The organism is Enterobacter cloacae complex sp. IR5402 (assembly GCF_049238125.1).
Taxonomy (GTDB): Bacteria; Pseudomonadota; Gammaproteobacteria; order Enterobacterales; family Enterobacteriaceae; genus Enterobacter; species Enterobacter hormaechei_C.
On the sequence record NZ_JBMKHO010000001.1, the window covers coordinates 381,306 to 396,521 of the forward strand.

16 protein-coding genes and 1 pseudogene are annotated in these 15,216 nt (G+C 53.5%); 10 read left to right on the forward strand and 7 right to left on the reverse strand.

Going from position 1 to position 15,216, the window contains the following annotated elements:
• Nucleotides 1-16 precede the first annotated feature (16 nt).
• Nucleotides 17-370, forward strand: a complete 354-nt coding sequence (locus ACOTXL_RS01855; protein WP_003856958.1) for a DUF1971 domain-containing protein — start codon at nucleotides 17-19, stop codon at nucleotides 368-370.
• Between the two features lie 3 nt (nucleotides 371-373).
• Nucleotides 374-556: a DUF1869 domain-containing protein gene (locus tag ACOTXL_RS01860; RefSeq protein WP_003856955.1), complete on the forward strand. Its 183-nt coding sequence runs from the start codon at nucleotides 374-376 to the stop codon at nucleotides 554-556.
• 35 nt (nucleotides 557-591) lie between these two features.
• On the opposite strand, the gene patD is transcribed toward ACOTXL_RS01860, so the two are convergent.
• From patD to ACOTXL_RS01875, 3 genes are all read right to left on the reverse strand, one after another.
• Complete coding sequence (patD, locus tag ACOTXL_RS01865) at nucleotides 592-2,016, reverse strand: aminobutyraldehyde dehydrogenase (protein ID WP_045333085.1); 1,425 nt, start codon at nucleotides 2,014-2,016, stop codon at nucleotides 592-594.
• Between the two features lie 139 nt (nucleotides 2,017-2,155).
• A complete protein-coding gene (locus tag ACOTXL_RS01870) occupies nucleotides 2,156-3,580 on the reverse strand; it encodes a PLP-dependent aminotransferase family protein (protein ID WP_003856948.1) in 1,425 nt (474 codons plus the stop codon).
• An 82-nt stretch (nucleotides 3,581-3,662) separates the two neighbouring features.
• On the reverse strand, nucleotides 3,663-3,851 hold the full coding sequence (locus ACOTXL_RS01875; protein ID WP_003856945.1) for a hypothetical protein: 189 nt from the start codon (nucleotides 3,849-3,851) through the stop codon (nucleotides 3,663-3,665).
• A gap of 393 nt (nucleotides 3,852-4,244) precedes the next feature.
• Here ACOTXL_RS01875 and ACOTXL_RS01880 point away from each other — a divergent pair, with 393 nt between their 5' ends.
• The 4 genes from ACOTXL_RS01880 (at nucleotide 4,245) to hslJ (ending at nucleotide 7,344) form a co-directional block, all read left to right on the forward strand.
• The gene (locus ACOTXL_RS01880) at nucleotides 4,245-5,639 is read left to right on the forward strand and encodes a cytochrome ubiquinol oxidase subunit I (RefSeq protein ID WP_003856944.1); all 1,395 of its coding nucleotides are present in this window, start codon (nucleotides 4,245-4,247) and stop codon (nucleotides 5,637-5,639) included.
• A 5-nt stretch (nucleotides 5,640-5,644) separates the two neighbouring features.
• A complete protein-coding gene (cydB, locus tag ACOTXL_RS01885) occupies nucleotides 5,645-6,655 on the forward strand; it encodes a cytochrome d ubiquinol oxidase subunit II (RefSeq protein WP_023314215.1) in 1,011 nt (336 codons plus the stop codon).
• The gene (locus ACOTXL_RS01890) at nucleotides 6,655-6,783 is read left to right on the forward strand and encodes a DUF2474 domain-containing protein (RefSeq protein WP_045350037.1); all 129 of its coding nucleotides are present in this window, start codon (nucleotides 6,655-6,657) and stop codon (nucleotides 6,781-6,783) included. Before cydB ends, ACOTXL_RS01890 begins: the two co-directional genes overlap by 1 nt.
• Nucleotides 6,784-6,906: 123 nt before the next feature.
• Entirely contained in the window at nucleotides 6,907-7,344 is a 438-nt protein-coding gene (hslJ, locus tag ACOTXL_RS01895; RefSeq protein ID WP_045350038.1) for a heat shock protein HslJ, read from the forward strand.
• A 1-nt stretch (nucleotide 7,345) separates the two neighbouring features.
• On the opposite strand, the gene ACOTXL_RS01900 is transcribed toward hslJ, so the two are convergent.
• Nucleotides 7,346-7,612 carry a DUF333 domain-containing protein gene (locus ACOTXL_RS01900; protein WP_023314217.1) on the reverse strand — a complete coding sequence of 89 codons (267 nt, stop codon included), beginning with the start codon at nucleotides 7,610-7,612 and terminating at the stop codon, nucleotides 7,346-7,348.
• A gap of 270 nt (nucleotides 7,613-7,882) precedes the next feature.
• Between ACOTXL_RS01900 and nifJ the strand changes: the two genes are divergently transcribed.
• Both nifJ and ompC read left to right on the forward strand, forming a co-directional pair.
• Nucleotides 7,883-11,407 (forward strand): pyruvate:ferredoxin (flavodoxin) oxidoreductase, encoded by a 3,525-nt coding sequence (gene nifJ, locus ACOTXL_RS01905; RefSeq protein ID WP_410031821.1) that lies wholly within the window; start codon nucleotides 7,883-7,885, stop codon nucleotides 11,405-11,407.
• 387 nt (nucleotides 11,408-11,794) lie between these two features.
• Nucleotides 11,795-12,922, forward strand: a complete 1,128-nt coding sequence (gene ompC / locus ACOTXL_RS01910) for a porin OmpC (protein ID WP_017382260.1) — start codon at nucleotides 11,795-11,797, stop codon at nucleotides 12,920-12,922.
• A 34-nt stretch (nucleotides 12,923-12,956) separates the two neighbouring features.
• Here ompC and ACOTXL_RS01915 read toward each other — a convergent pair whose 3' ends face one another.
• The 3 genes from ACOTXL_RS01915 to ACOTXL_RS01925 form a co-directional block, all read right to left on the reverse strand.
• Complete coding sequence (locus ACOTXL_RS01915; RefSeq protein WP_022651250.1) at nucleotides 12,957-13,379, reverse strand: GFA family protein; 423 nt, start codon at nucleotides 13,377-13,379, stop codon at nucleotides 12,957-12,959.
• Nucleotides 13,380-13,382: 3 nt separating this feature from the next.
• Complete coding sequence (locus ACOTXL_RS01920; protein WP_003856931.1) at nucleotides 13,383-13,580, reverse strand: hypothetical protein; 198 nt, start codon at nucleotides 13,578-13,580, stop codon at nucleotides 13,383-13,385.
• A gap of 221 nt (nucleotides 13,581-13,801) precedes the next feature.
• Nucleotides 13,802-13,933, reverse strand: coding sequence for a hypothetical protein (locus tag ACOTXL_RS01925; protein ID WP_255301129.1), 132 nt, complete (start codon nucleotides 13,931-13,933; stop codon nucleotides 13,802-13,804).
• A 70-nt stretch (nucleotides 13,934-14,003) separates the two neighbouring features.
• Here ACOTXL_RS01925 and ACOTXL_RS01930 point away from each other — a divergent pair.
• Together ACOTXL_RS01930 and ttcA are read left to right on the forward strand one after the other, a co-directional pair.
• Nucleotides 14,004-14,201 (forward strand): annotated as a pseudogene (locus ACOTXL_RS01930) (tyrosine-type recombinase/integrase); the annotation flags it as partial.
• A gap of 49 nt (nucleotides 14,202-14,250) precedes the next feature.
• A complete protein-coding gene (gene ttcA, locus ACOTXL_RS01935; protein ID WP_045333089.1) occupies nucleotides 14,251-15,186 on the forward strand; it encodes a tRNA 2-thiocytidine(32) synthetase TtcA in 936 nt (311 codons plus the stop codon).
• Nucleotides 15,187-15,216: the final 30 nt, after the last annotated feature.

The window sequence follows — 15,216 nt, forward strand, 5'->3', positions numbered from 1 at the left end:
CATGAAGGAAACTATGATGTTACGTATTCCTGAAAACTTTGTTCATACCCGCTCGACGCCGTTCTGGAATAAAGAGACCGCCCCAAAAGCGCTTTTTACCCATCACAACACCAAAGCCGGCGTGTACGGTCGGTTGTCCGTCATGCAGGGTGCGGTGCGTTACTTTGGCTTTGCCGATGGCGACGCCACCGAGCCCGATCTGGAAGTGGTCATTGAGGCCGGTTCTTTTGGCATCTCCCCACCGCAAAAATGGCACCGCATTGAGCTTCTGACCGACGACACCTATTTTAATATCGACTTTTTCGCGGATCCTGCCGTCACGCTCAGCGGTGCGGGCATCGGTAAAGTGGTCAACACGCATAAGGAGTAAATAATGGGTAAGGCTACCTATACCGTGACCGTCACCAACAACAGCAACGGCGTGTCAGTGGATTATGAAACAGAAGCGCCAATGGAGCTGTTGATCCCGGACGTCGCGGCAGATGTCGTGAAGGATCTGGTGAACACCGTTCGCGCCTACGATACGGAAAATGAACACGAGGTATGTGGCTGGTAAGCTGAATCGCCCGGCACTGCGCCGGGCATGAGGGTTTAGTGTTTAAACATGACATGTCGGACTACCGTGTAATCCTCAAGTCCGTAGACCGACATATCTTTTCCGTAACCGGATAACTTCATCCCGCCGTGCGGCATTTCGCTCACCAGCATAAAATGGGTATTGACCCAGGTGCAGCCATACTGCAACCGTGCGCTGAGGCGATGGGCGCGTCCGACGTCTTTTGTCCAGACGGACGAGGCCAGGCCGTATTGCGAATCGTTAGCCCAGTTCAGCACCTGCGCTTCATCCTCAAATTCTGTCACGCTGACCACCGGGCCAAACACTTCTCGCTGGACGATCGCATCTTCCTGCTTCGCCCCGGCCAGCAGCGTTGGCTGGAAGTAATATCCTGCCCCCTCTTTTTTACTGCCACCGGTGACGACGCGGATATGTCCAAGGGTTTTGGCTTCGTCCACGGCAGCACAAACGCGGGAAAGATGCGCTGCGGAGCTGAGCGGGCCCAGCTCGGTTGAAGCATCGTCCGGCGCGCCCATTTTCAGGCTGGCAACGGCTGCGCCCAGCTTTTCGACCAGCGCGGGGTAAATCCCCTTCTGGGCATAGATACGACAGGCTGCGGTACAATCCTGACCAGCATTGTAGAAACCAAACGTACGCACGCCTTCAACCACGGCATCCAAATCTGCATCGTCAAAGACAATGACCGGCGCTTTTCCGCCCAATTCCATATGGGTACGTTTAACTGAAGATGCGGTATGCCCGATAATATGTTCTCCGGTAGCAATAGAGCCGGTGAGAGAAACCATACGGACTTTTTCGTGACCGGTCAGCGGATCTCCTACGGTTTTGCCGCGACCAAACAGCACGTTCAACACGCCTGGCGGGAAGATATCTTTCGCCAGTTCCGCCAGCTTCAGCGCCGTCAACGGGGTGATTTCAGACGGCTTGATGACGACACAGTTTCCCGCCGCCAGCGCGGGCGCCAGCTTCCATGCGGCCATCATCAGAGGATAGTTCCAGGGCGCAATAGAGGCGACAACGCCAACCGGGTCGCGGCGGATCATCGAAGTATGTCCTTCGAGGTATTCTCCGGCAGCCAGCCCGTTCAGGCAGCGGGCGGCCCCGGCAAAGAAGCGAAACACATCGACCACGGCCGGGATCTCGTCCCCCCGGACACAGTGCAGCGGTTTCCCGCAGTTAAGGGATTCCAGATTTGCGAACGCGTCAGCGTTGGCTTCTATCACATCAGCCAGTTTCAACAGACATTCGGCGCGCGTTTTCGGCGTCGTTTGTCCCCACTCTGTGAACGCGCGATCGGCAGCCTGGACGGCAGCGTCCACCTGTGCTTCCGACGCTTCAGCAATCTCCAGCAGCACTTCACCCGTGGCAGGATCATAAACCGCCTGCTTCTCACCTTCGCCGGCCACCAGTTCACCATTAATCAGCAATTGATTTTGCATAGCATCGTCCTGTTGAAATCGACATTGTTTTCGCTGTCAGCACACGTTCTGGCGGACATGTACGTGACAACGTCACGTCACCAATCCGCACTCCCTTACTAAAGGTAGACCGCGCGTCATGTCGCTTCAGGAATTTTCATCAAGGTGTGACTGGGTGCAGCATCATTTCGCGGATTACCCCCGCCAGCTGGACGACCGCCTGCTCTTCCCGCTCGCCCCATCCCCATGAGGTATTGAAACGGAAAAACGGTGTCCAGATATTGGAGGTGGAAAACATCTTGCCGGGCGCGATGCTGATTTGATGGGTTAACGCCTTCTCACTCAACCGCCCCGCATCCAGCTGTTCAGGCAGTTCCAGCCATAAAAAGTAGCCGCTGTCGTTATGATGGATTTTGACGCCGGCAGGCATATGGCGCAAAAGCGATTGCCAGGCCTGCTGTTTGCGTTCAGCAAGCGTGCGTCGCAGGCGGCGAAGGTGGGCGTCGTAACGTTTGGTCGCCAGGTAATCCACCAGCGCCAGCTGCATGGGAGAACTGGTGGATAACGTACTCATCAGCTGCAACTGCTGAATACGGCGCGCATGTTTTCCCGCCGCCACCCAGCCAATACGAAAACCAGCCACCAGACACTTGGAGAATGAGGAGCAGTGCAACGTCATATCCTGCTTATCCCAGGCCTTTGCCGGAAGCGGCTTTTCGCGGCCAAAGTAGAGTTCGCTGTAAACATCGTCTTCAATCAGCGTGACGTTATGCCGGGTTAATAACGCCACCAGCTGAGCTTTCTTCTCTGCACTCAGCGTGAAGCCGAGCGGGTTCTGACTGTTGGTCATCAGCCAGCAGGCTTTCACCGGATAATCATTTAATGCCTGCTCAAGGGCACTGAGATCGATGCCCTCACGCACGTCAGTGGCAACCGACAGCGCTTTCAGTTTCAGACGTTCAAGCGCCTGGAGTGCGCCATAAAAACAGGGATTTTCAACGATAACCCAGTCCCCTGGTTCAGTCACAGCCTGCAAACTGAGGTTGAGCGCCTCAAGCGCACCCGCGGTGATCACAATTTCATCCGGGGAGATATTCATTCCCTGCTGAGCGTAGCGACGGGCAATGGCATGACGTAAGTCGACGTTACCCGGCGGCAGGTTTTCAATCACGCTCATGGCGGTAGCCGTTTTGCTGACGTTAGCCAGCGATCGGTTGAGTTGCTGAAGCGGGAAAAGGCGCGGATCGGGAAACGCCGAGGCAAAAGGGACAACGGAGGGGTCGCGGCTGGCCTGTAGCACGTCGAAGATATAGGTGTTAATGTCGACCACCTCATCGCGCATCACCTGCGCGGGCGGTGCAGGCTGGTGTGTGGTCGGGCGGGCGGCAACGTAATAGCCTGACTGCGGTCTGGCAACAATGCGCCCCTGACTTTCCAGCATCTGATACGCGTGGCCCACGGTCATAAAACTCATGCCGCTGCTTGCCACCTGCTCTCGCAGAGAAGGCAGCTTATCGCCCGGCAACCATACGCCAAGCTCAATCTGCGAGATAATTTGTTGCGCCAGACGCTGGTATTTTTTCATCAGATTCTCCTTATTGCTGACAGTGTATATCAGCAGGAGAAAAAGAGAAGATTTTGCTAACTGTTATGGGAAACGCGGCAGATTACTTGCGGTACTCAGTAATGTGATTCTGAGCCGAACGCGCTGCGGCCAGGTGGTCGAGCGTGATCATTGGCGATTTGCAGAAAATGCATTTCGCGCCGAACGGATTTTTGTCAGACACATCAAAAGCTGAGGTGCGGTACTGCGAGCCATGACAGCATGGGCAGCGGAAATGGATATAAGAAGTCATAGGATTCTCCTGTAAACGTAAAAACGTAAATTACTCATGAGCCGATCAGGCAAAAAATGGTTCGATACAAAACTAATCGGAATGTAGATAAAGACCCAAGAGAGGCTGCGGAGAGGCACAACGTGATGAGAACTGCTTTATAAAACTACGTCAGATATTTATTTGGATTCAAAACCAGAAATCCATTAACGCATGTTGCTGGCGACAAAGCAAGCTGTTTAATGCGTAATAATCATAAAAAGAAATTTTTTATTCTTACTTGTTAGCTATATCAGCCAGATAAAGTTCACCTTTTCACACAACTGTTATAGGTAAATTATCAATTTCTGCTTCTGATATCTCATTCCCCCCCTCTTTATCATAACAGTACACCGTTTAACATTGAGGCAATGCATGTTTGGTCCAGATGCGTTTCATCTTGCGCGAATACAGTTCGCCTTTACCGTATCCTTTCATATTATTTTTCCGGCGATAACCATTGGCCTGGCGAGCTATCTCGCCGTGCTGGAAGGGCTGTGGCTGAGAACAAAAAATCCCGTCTGGCGATCGCTGTACCATTTCTGGTCAAAGATCTTCGCCGTCAACTTTGGGATGGGCGTGGTCTCCGGCCTGGTGATGGCTTATCAGTTTGGCACCAACTGGAGCGGGTTTTCGCAGTTCGCGGGCAGTATTACCGGCCCCCTGCTGACCTATGAAGTGCTTACCGCGTTCTTCCTTGAGGCGGGGTTCCTCGGGGTGATGTTGTTTGGCTGGAATAAGGTCGGGCCGGGGCTGCACTTCTTTTCGACCTGCATGGTCGCACTGGGGACCCTCATGTCTACGTTCTGGATCCTCTCGTCAAACAGCTGGATGCAGACACCGCAAGGGTATGAAATCATCAACGGTCAGGTCGTTCCGGTGGACTGGTTTGCCGTGGTGTTTAACCCCTCCTTCCCTTACCGCCTGCTGCACATGTCGATAGCGGCATTTCTCAGCAGCGCACTGTTTGTTGGTGCCTCCGCGGCCTGGCATTTGCTGCGCGGAAACAATACCCCCGCTATTCGCACTATGTTCTCCATGGCGTTGTGGATGACGTTAATCGTGGCCCCAGTCCAGGCGCTGGTGGGGGATATGCACGGGCTTAATACCTTAAAACACCAGCCAGCGAAAATAGCCGCCATCGAAGGTCACTGGGAGAATCCGCCGGGTGAGCCTACTCCACTGCTGCTGTTTGGCTGGCCGGATATGGAGCAGGAACGGACCCGTTTTGGCCTGGAAATTCCCGCTCTCGGCAGCCTGATCCTGACCCACAGTCTCGATAAACAGGTTCCGGCATTGAAGGAGTTCCCAAAAGAAGATCGCCCGAACGCCACCATTGTCTTCTGGTCTTTCCGCATCATGGCCGGCCTGGGAATGTTGATGCTGCTCCTGGGCGTGACGGCAATCTGGCTGCGTTATAAACAGCGCCTTTATACCTCACGTTCCTTCCTGTGGTTTGCCCTGCTGATGGGGCCGTCCGGGCTGATCGCGATCCTCGCCGGATGGGTAACAACGGAGGTCGGCCGCCAGCCCTGGGTCGTCTATGGACTACAGCGTACGAAGGATGCGGTTTCCGCGCATGGCGATCTGCACATGAGCATCAGTTTGCTGGCCTTCTTCGTGGTTTATACCGCGGTATTCGGCGTGGGTTACAGCTATATGGTGCGTCTGATTAAAAAAGGGCCGCAGCCCCATGAATCCTTCGCGACTGAATCCGATGGCCGCCCTGCTCGTCCGCTTTCTGCCGTCACCACTGAATTTAAGGAGTAACCGTAATGGGTATCGATCTTTCCATTATCTGGTTCGTGATTATCGTTTTCGCCACGTTGATGTATATCGTGATGGACGGTTTTGATCTGGGGATAGGCATCCTGTTTCCGGCAACGCCGAATGCGGACGACCGCGACGTGATGGTCAACAGCGTGGCTCCCGTCTGGGATGGCAACGAAACCTGGCTGGTGCTTGGCGGTGCGGCCCTGTTTGGCGCCTTTCCTCTCGCCTATGCGGTTATCATCGACGCGCTAACCATTCCACTGACAATAATGCTGATCGGGCTTATATTTCGTGGGGTCGCCTTCGAATTTCGCTTCAAGGCCACTCCGGCGCACCGCCCGTTCTGGGATAAGGCCTTTATTGGCGGGTCAATTGTGGCGACCTTCAGCCAGGGCATCACCGTCGGTGCGGTCATCCAGGGGTTCAGCGTCACCGGTCGAGCTTACAGCGGTGGTCCGTTTGACTGGTTTACCGCGTTCAATTTTTTCTGCGGAGCGGGTCTTGTGGTGGCTTACGCGCTGTTAGGATCAACGTGGCTGGTAATGAAAAGCGAAAATGCCCTGCAAAAGCGGATGCGTCAGCTATCGAAAGTGCTTCTGCCCCTGCTTCTGGTATTCATTGCGATAATCAGTATCTGGACCCCTCTCGCCCAACCAGCCATTGCTGCGCGCTGGTTTACTCTGCCGAATCTGTTTTATCTGCTGCCTGTTCCTGCGCTGGTTGCGATCCTGAGTCTGTGCCAGTGGCGCTGCCTGCACGATCCTGCGAGCCATACCCTGCCGTTTATCATGACGTTAGGGCTGGTTTTTCTTGGCTTTAGCGGGCTTGGGATCAGCATCTGGCCGCATATCATCCCGCCGGACATTACCCTCTGGCAGGCCGCTGCGCCAGCCCAAAGCCAGGGCTTTATGTTAGTGGGTGCACTGTTGATCATTCCCGTGATTCTGGTCTACACCTTCTGGAGTTATTACGTTTTTCGAGGAAAAGTACAGCATGGGGAGGGTTATCACTGATGCAACAACCTGTATGGAAACGTTTGATGTGGCTTGCCATCATCTGGGGCGGCAGCGTCCTGGCGCTGGCCTGCGTAAGTATGCTCTTTCAAATGCTGATGGCCGCAGCTGGATTTAAATCGCACTAACTCGCTGACCGGGCGCGCCGCCGCCCGGTCCCTTCCCGCACTTTCAGATAAACCCCATTAACACCCAGGAGGGTATGGTTACACTGAAAAAATATTTACAGCATTGATAGTTTGAGAAGAAAAATGAAAAAGCTCGCGGCAGTAAGTTTAATCAGCCTTGTACTGGCTGGATGCGTTAATCCTGCTAAAGCCTCCGTTCAGACCGATCAGTTAGAGAATCACCGTTTCGTTCTTGAAAATGTGGATGGCAAAGCAGTCAAAGGCGGGAAAACGCAGCCTGAAATTCGCTTCAGTGCGCAACCCAATATCAGCCTGATTAACAACATTGTCGTCTCCGGCACAATGTGCAACGGCTTCAACGGCCAGGGTAAACTGTCCGAAGGAGAGTTGACGGTCAAAACGCTGGCAATGACGCGGAAACTCTGCACCGAGCCGCAGCTAAATGAACTGGATCAGACCATCGCCGATATGCTACGCACAGGCGCACAGGTAGACCTGACCGAAGACCAGTTAACGCTGGCGACAGCCAATAAGACATTGATGTTTAAGCGAGTTGAATAACTCAGTAGCTTCCGCACGAACCAACGGCAAGCGACTGCTCACTACAGCGTTTGCCATTTGGCAACGCGCACATGCCGATGGCTGAGCCGTCGAGCTGACGGGCAACGGAGAGTGAACCGCCGATCATTGCGCAGTTGGCCTGACCTGAACTGGACATAGCCGCTCGCATACCCGGCGTAACGTGTGCCGCTGTCGCCTGCTGTACTGGTTCATTGCTGCATGCCGACAACAGTAACGCGGCACATCCGACCCAAAATGCTGTACGCATACCTTCCTCCCCATAATTAACGCGAAACCTATGCATAATAGGCATCACGCGCCGCATCGTCGAGAGCGGATGTGCGTATTTATGCGCCTTGGTAACAATTTCTCGCAATTTTTTAACGCGAATAGCCTTCGAGTCATTGATACAGCGCATACCAAGGACACAAAAGCGAAAATCGTAAAACCTGAGCTTTGCTAAAATACACAGATAATATTCAGGGTCTGTCGTCGTTTTACAGACCCCTCTTTTTGCGCAATGTAAGGGTGTTGTCCTATGCAAACTATTGACGGCAATGGTGCAGTCGCGTCTGTTGCGTTTCGTACCAGCGAAGTGATCGCCATCTACCCCATCACTCCCAGCTCCACGATGGCTGAACAGGCTGACGCCTGGGCTGGTAATGGGATAAAAAACGTCTGGGGCGATGTCCCGCGGGTTGTTGAGATGCAGTCCGAAGCCGGGGCCATTGCCACCGTGCATGGTGCGTTGCAGACCGGTGCCCTGTCGACCTCGTTTACGTCGTCTCAGGGGCTGCTGTTGATGATCCCCACGCTTTACAAGCTGGCAGGGCAATTAACGCCGTTTGTGTTGCACGTTGCCGCACGCACCGTAGCCACTCACGCTCTCTCTATTTTTGGCGACCACTCAGACGTGATGGCCGTGCGTCAGACCGGCTGCGCTATGCTCTGCGCCAGCAGCGTACAGGAAGCACAGGACTTCGCGCTGATATCGCATATCGCTACGCTGAAAAGCCGAGTGCCATTTATTCATTTCTTCGATGGTTTTCGCACGTCCCACGAGATCAACAAAATCGTTCCACTACCGGACGACACCATTCTCAATCTGCTGCCGCAGGCTGATATCGATGCGCATCGCGCTCGCGCCCTCAATCCGGAACATCCGGTGATCCGGGGTACCTCTGCGAACCCGGATACCTATTTCCAGTCCCGCGAGGCGACAAACCCGTGGTACAACGCGGTGTATGAGCACGTTGAACAGGCGATGGACGATTTTGCCGCTGCGACGGGCCGCGAATATAAGCCGTTTGAATATTACGGTCATCCGCAGGCCGAGCGCGTGATCGTCCTGATGGGCTCTGCCATCGGCACCTGCGAAGAGGTGGTCGATGAGCTGCTGACGCCTGGTGAAAAAGTTGGCGTGCTCAAAGTTCGCCTCTACCGTCCCTTCTCAGCGAAACACCTGCTCGCAGCCCTGCCGGACAGCGCGCGTGCCGTGGCAGTACTGGACCGCACCAAAGAACCTGGCGCACAGGCTGAGCCACTTTATCTGGATGTAATGACCGCACTGGCTGAGGCGTTTAACCGCGGTGAGCGCGAAACGCTGCCGCGCGTCATTGGCGGGCGTTATGGATTGTCTTCAAAAGAGTTCGGGCCGGAGTGCGTCCTTGCGGTATTTGCTGAACTGCGCGAGGCAAAACCGAAGCCGCGCTTTACGGTCGGCATTTATGATGACGTGACTAACCTTTCTCTCCCTTTGCCGGAAAACACCCTGCCCTCGAATGCGAAACTGGAAGCGCTGTTCTACGGTCTGGGCAGCGACGGCAGCGTCTCAGCGACCAAGAACAACATCAAAATTATCGGCAACTCTACGCCGTGGTATGCGCAAGGATATTTCGTCTACGACTCCAAAAAAGCGGGCGGACTTACCGTCTCCCACCTGCGCGTCAGCGAACACCCGATCCGCTCGGCATACCTGATTTCTCAGGCGGATTTTGTTGGCTGTCACCAGCTCCAGTTCATTGATAAATATCAGATGGCCGAGCGCCTGAAGCCCGGCGGTATTTTCCTGATCAACACCCCTTACAGCGCCGACGAGGTCTGGGCACGCCTGCCCCAGGAAGTGCAGGCAGTGCTTAACCAGAAACAGGCGCGCCTGTATGTCATTAACGCCGCGAAGATCGCCCGCGAATGCGGCCTGGCGGCGCGCATCAATACGGTTATGCAGATGGCGTTCTTCCACCTGACCAATATTCTGCCGGGCGACAGCGCGCTGATGGAGCTTCAGGGTGCAATCGCCAAAAGCTACAGCAGCAAAGGTCAGGAACTGGTTGAGCGCAACTGGCAGGCGCTGGCGCTGGCCCGCGAATCGCTGTTCGCGGTGCCGTTGCAGCCGGTCAATGCCAGCAGTCCGAACCGGCCGCCAGTGGTGTCTGACGCCGCCCCGGATTTCGTCAAAACCGTCACGGCGGCGATGCTTGCCGGACTGGGAGATACCCTTCCCGTCTCTGCGCTTCCGCCTGACGGCACCTGGCCGATGGGCACGACCCGCTGGGAAAAACGCAACATTGCCGAAGCGATCCCTATCTGGAAAGAAGAGCTGTGCACCCAGTGCAACCACTGCGTGGCGGCCTGCCCGCACTCGGCTATTCGCGCCAAAGTGGTGTCACCAGAAGCGTTAGATGGCGCACCGGAAAGTTTGCACTCGCTGGATGTAAAATCCCGCGATATGCGTGGTCAGAAATATGTTCTTCAGGTGGCGCCGGAAGACTGTACCGGCTGTAACCTGTGCGTCGAGGTGTGCCCGGCGAAAGATCGTCAGGACCCGTCAATCAAAGCCATCAATATGATGTCGCGTCTTGAACATGTTGAAGAAGAGAAAGTGAATTATGATTTCTTCCTCGACCTGCCCGAAATCGATCGCAACAAGCTGGAACGCATTGACATTCGTACCTCGCAGCTCATCACCCCGCTCTTCGAGTACTCCGGGGCGTGCTCCGGCTGCGGCGAAACACCGTATATCAAACTGCTTACCCAGCTTTACGGCGACCGGATGCTGATTGCCAACGCGACGGGCTGCTCGTCGATCTACGGAGGTAACCTGCCGTCCACGCCGTACACTACCGACGCAAACGGTCGCGGCCCGGCGTGGGCAAACTCGCTTTTCGAGGACAACGCAGAATTTGGTCTGGGATTCCGTCTGACGGTCGATCAGCACCGCGCCCGCGTAATGCGTCTGCTGGCACAGTTTGCCGATAAGATCCCGGCAGAACTGAATGATGCCCTGCATGCGGAGGCCACACCTGACGTTCGTCGTGCGCAGGTTGCTGAACTGCGCCACGCGCTTCAGGGTGTTGAAGGGGCTGAACAACTCCTGACTGATGCTGACGCGTTGGTTGAAAAATCTATCTGGCTGATCGGCGGCGACGGGTGGGCCTACGATATTGGTTTCGGTGGTCTTGATCATGTCCTGAGCCTGACCGAAAACGTCAATATTCTGGTGCTCGATACTCAGTGTTATTCCAACACTGGCGGACAGGCCTCGAAAGCAACGCCATTGGGGGCGGTCACGAAATTTGGTGAGCACGGCAAGCGCAAGGCGCGTAAAGATTTGGGCGTCAGCATGATGATGTATGGGCACGTCTACGTCGCGCAAATTTCGCTTGGGGCGCAGCTCAACCAGACGGTGAAAGCCATTCAGGAAGCGGAAGCGTATCCAGGCCCGTCGCTGATCATCGCCTACAGTCCGTGTGAGGAGCATGGCTACGATCTGGCACTCAGCCACGACCAGATGCGTCAGCTCACCGCAACCGGCTTCTGGCCACTGTACCGCTTTGACCCGCGCCGTGCCGATGAAGGGAAATTGCCGCTGGCGCTGGATTCGCGTCCGCCGTCAGACGCCCTTGCCGAAACCTTACTTCAGGAGCAGCGTTTCCGCAGGCTGAACGCCCAGCAGCCTGAAGTAGCAGAGCAGCTATGGAAGGATGCGGCAGCGGATCTTCAGAAGCGTTATGACTTTCTGGCGCAACTGGCAGGAAAAGCCGAAAAATCGACCAGTGAATAACCTGTATGCCCGGCTTGTCCGGGCATTTTTTTGCTATAAAAAAGCCCGATGCACGTGCACCGGGCGAATCCAGAAGATCGGTGAAAATTGCCTCAATGTTCTGAACAATATTCACGTGAATTATGGATGAAATAATCTTAAAGGCATATAACGGCGTGGAGATTACCTTGTTTTCCGCGTAATTAATAATTTTTATTTTGTATTGATTATAATAATTCATTCATGACGTTTATCATTATTTCAACCGCATCATTTAGTTTAGATTTTACTTAACCCGTAACAATTATATTTTATTCATCCGCCGCCAGAGTGATTTAGCATGGGACACCTTTCCAGCCCGGAAAGTTCACTAAGCAATAAAAAAATAACTGCAAAGGAATAATCAAAATGCAAAGAAAAGTACTGGCACTGATGATCCCCGCTTTGTTAATGGCTGGAGCCGCTCACGCAGCTGAAATTTATAATAAAGACGGCAATAAACTGGATCTGTATGGCAAAGTAGATGGTCTGCATTATTTCTCTGACGACGCGTCTAAAGATGGCGATCAAACCTATATGCGTCTGGGTTTTAAAGGTGAAACCCAAATCAACGACATGATGACCGGCTTCGCCCAATGGGAATATAACATTCAGGCAAACAACACCGAAGGTTCTGACAATCAGTCCTGGACGCGTCTGGCCTTCGCGGGCGTGAAGGTGGGCGATTACGGCTCCTTCGATTACGGCCGCAACTATGGCGTCCTGTACGACGTTGAAGGCTGGACCGATATGCTGCCAGAATTTGGTGGCGACTCTTATACTTATGCCGATAACTTTATGACCGGTCGTGCAAACGGCGTGGCGACCTACCGTAACACCGACTTCTTTGGTCTGGTGCAGGGTCTGAACTTCGCGGTGCAGTATCAGGGTAATAATGAAGGTAATAACTGCGACGAGAATTTCTGCTCTACCAATGAAGGGACCAACAACGGTCGTGATACACGTCATGAAAATGGTGACGGTTACGGTATATCCGCAACCTACGATTTCGGCATGGGCTTCAGCGCAGGTGCAGCATATACTTCATCTGACCGTACCAACGATCAGGTAAATTACACTACTGCGGGCGGCGATACTGCGGATGCATGGACCGCAGGTCTGAAATACGATGCCAACAACATTTATCTGGCGGCAATGTATTCCGAAACCCGCAATATGACGCCGTACGGCGACAATGCAGATGCGGTGGCAAACAAAACCCAGAACTTCGAAGTCACCGCACAATATCAGTTCGATTTCGGTCTGCGTCCGGCCATTTCCTATTTACAGTCTAAAGGTAAAGACCTGGGCAATGGCCAGGACGATAAAGACCTGGTGAAATATGCTGACGTCGGTGCTACCTATTATTTCAACAAAAATATGTCCACCTATGTTGATTATAAAATCAACCTGCTGGATGAAGATGATTCATTCTACAAAAACAATGGCATCGGTACGGATGACATTGTAGCGTTAGGTCTGGTTTACCAGTTCTAATCCCGTTAGCCCGCAGCGATCTGCGGGCTAGTTTTCATCGCTGTTTCGTCTGTTCTTTACGGAAAGAGAGATAGCCAAATACCCCGCTGTCGCCATCCATAGGGTGATTTACTCCATCCATTACCGCCACTTCCGGGAAGTCGAATGGCGTGACATTTTCCAGACAGGCGACATTCACACCATATTCATTGGGATTGGAACGTCGTTGGTGGAACGTGTAAATACCGCAAATCGAACAGAAGAAATGGCGCGCCGTGCCGGTGTTGAAACGGTACTCTGTGAGCGTGTCCGCGCCCTGCGTCACCTTAATGCCCGTCAAAGGCGCTGAAACCACGACCGCCCCACGCATCCTGCAAAACGAGCAGCTACATCGACGTGCGGTATTCAGGCCGTCCGTCAGCTCAACCGTAAATTTCACCGCCCCACAATGACACTGTGCATGACGAATGTCAGCCATCGCTTATACCCCTTTTCTCACTAACTCAGCCGCTTTTAAAAAGACCTCATCTTCGACACCATCCCCCTTCTGCCTGCCGAGCCTTACCAGTTCATCGACAATACTTTCACGGTTGATGATCTTCTGGGATGAAACCAGCCCGATAACGGCGGCACCAATCGCCAGCCCAACTAATCCTGTCTGCTCGTCTTTATTTTTCATAGAAGCGCTCCCTTGTCACCCTCAAAAGCGTAGCAGGAGAACTGTAAAACGCGCTGGTACGCGGGAATGAGATCCGTGCTTTATCTCACCCGTTCATCCGGCAAAAAAGGGATGGATTCTGAGCGGTTATCAGACGACGTTGATGAGGATAACGTGAATAGCGGTGCGCGTAGAGAGGCCGTAATGGGTGTTAAAACCGCCTTCGTAAAGGCGGTTGGTCATTACTCTGGATCTTTATCGCCTGATTCAGGCGCTGAGCCAGGATCATCTTTCGGTTTTCTTCCATCCTTTTCCGGGTTATCCGGGCTGGGATTATAATCAGGATGGTCACCATGAACGGGACGGTCAGTCATTTTCACCTCCGTTTTTACTGCGTAAGCTGTAAGTGTAGACAACCCTTCAGTCTTAACCAAACTTCTCCTGTGGGGCTCATTTGTAAATCGTGCTGGCATTCGGCGCTGCAATCCGTACCATACACGACACACTTTCGCATGCTGGTTTTTACCGGTAGCCGCAAACCCGTCTTTTATCGCTAACCAGATGGGGCACGTTAATGCGCAGATGGTGTATGAAATCTATGCTACATGGATAGAAGAGATGAACACGAAGCTGACGCTTTGAAATCGTTTTCCTCACCCTGTGCCCCATTTGAGATCTGAGTAACGAATAGATGCAAGAAAATCAAGAGATTAACAAGAAAGAACAGTACAACCTGAATAAACTGCAAAAGCGACTGCGCCGTAACGTGGGCGAAGCCATTGCAGACTTCAACATGATTGAAGAAGGCGATCGCATCATGGTCTGCCTGTCGGGCGGTAAAGACAGCTACACCATGCTGGAGATCCTGCGTAATCTACAGCAAAGCGCACCGGTGAACTTTTCCCTGGTCGCGGTTAACCTCGATCAGAAACAACCTGGCTTCCCGGAGCATATCCTGCCGGAGTACCTTGATAACCTGGGCGTTGAGTACAAAATCGTAGAAGAGAATACCTACGGCATTGTTAAAGAGAAGATCCCAGAGGGCAAAACGACCTGCTCGCTCTGCTCACGTTTGCGTCGCGGCATTCTGTACCGCACCGCAACCGAACTGGGTGCCACCAAGATTGCGCTTGGCCATCACCGGGACGACATTCTGCAAACGCTGTTTCTGAATATGTTCTACGGCGGCAAAATGAAGGGAATGCCACCGAAGCTGATGAGCGACGACGGCAAACACATCGTGATCCGCCCACTTGCCTACTGCCGCGAGAAAGACATTGAGCGTTTCTCTCAGGCCAAAGCCTTCCCTATCATTCCGTGCAATCTGTGCGGCTCACAGCCGAACCTGCAACGTCAGGTCATTGGCGACATGCTGCGTGACTGGGATAAACGCTATCCGGGCCGCATCGAAACCATGTTCAGCGCCATGCAGAACGTGGTGCCTTCGCACCTCGCCGACGTTGAACTGTTCGATTTCAAAGGGATTAACCACGGTTCAGAGGTGGTGAATGGCGGGGATCTGGCGTTTGATCGCGAAGAGATCCCGATGCAGCCTGCTGGCTGGCAGCCAGAGGAAGAGGATGCGCAATTCGATGAACTGCGCCTGAACGTGGTAGAAGTCAAGTAACCTGGCAGCGTCTCAGATATCGTTTCTGAG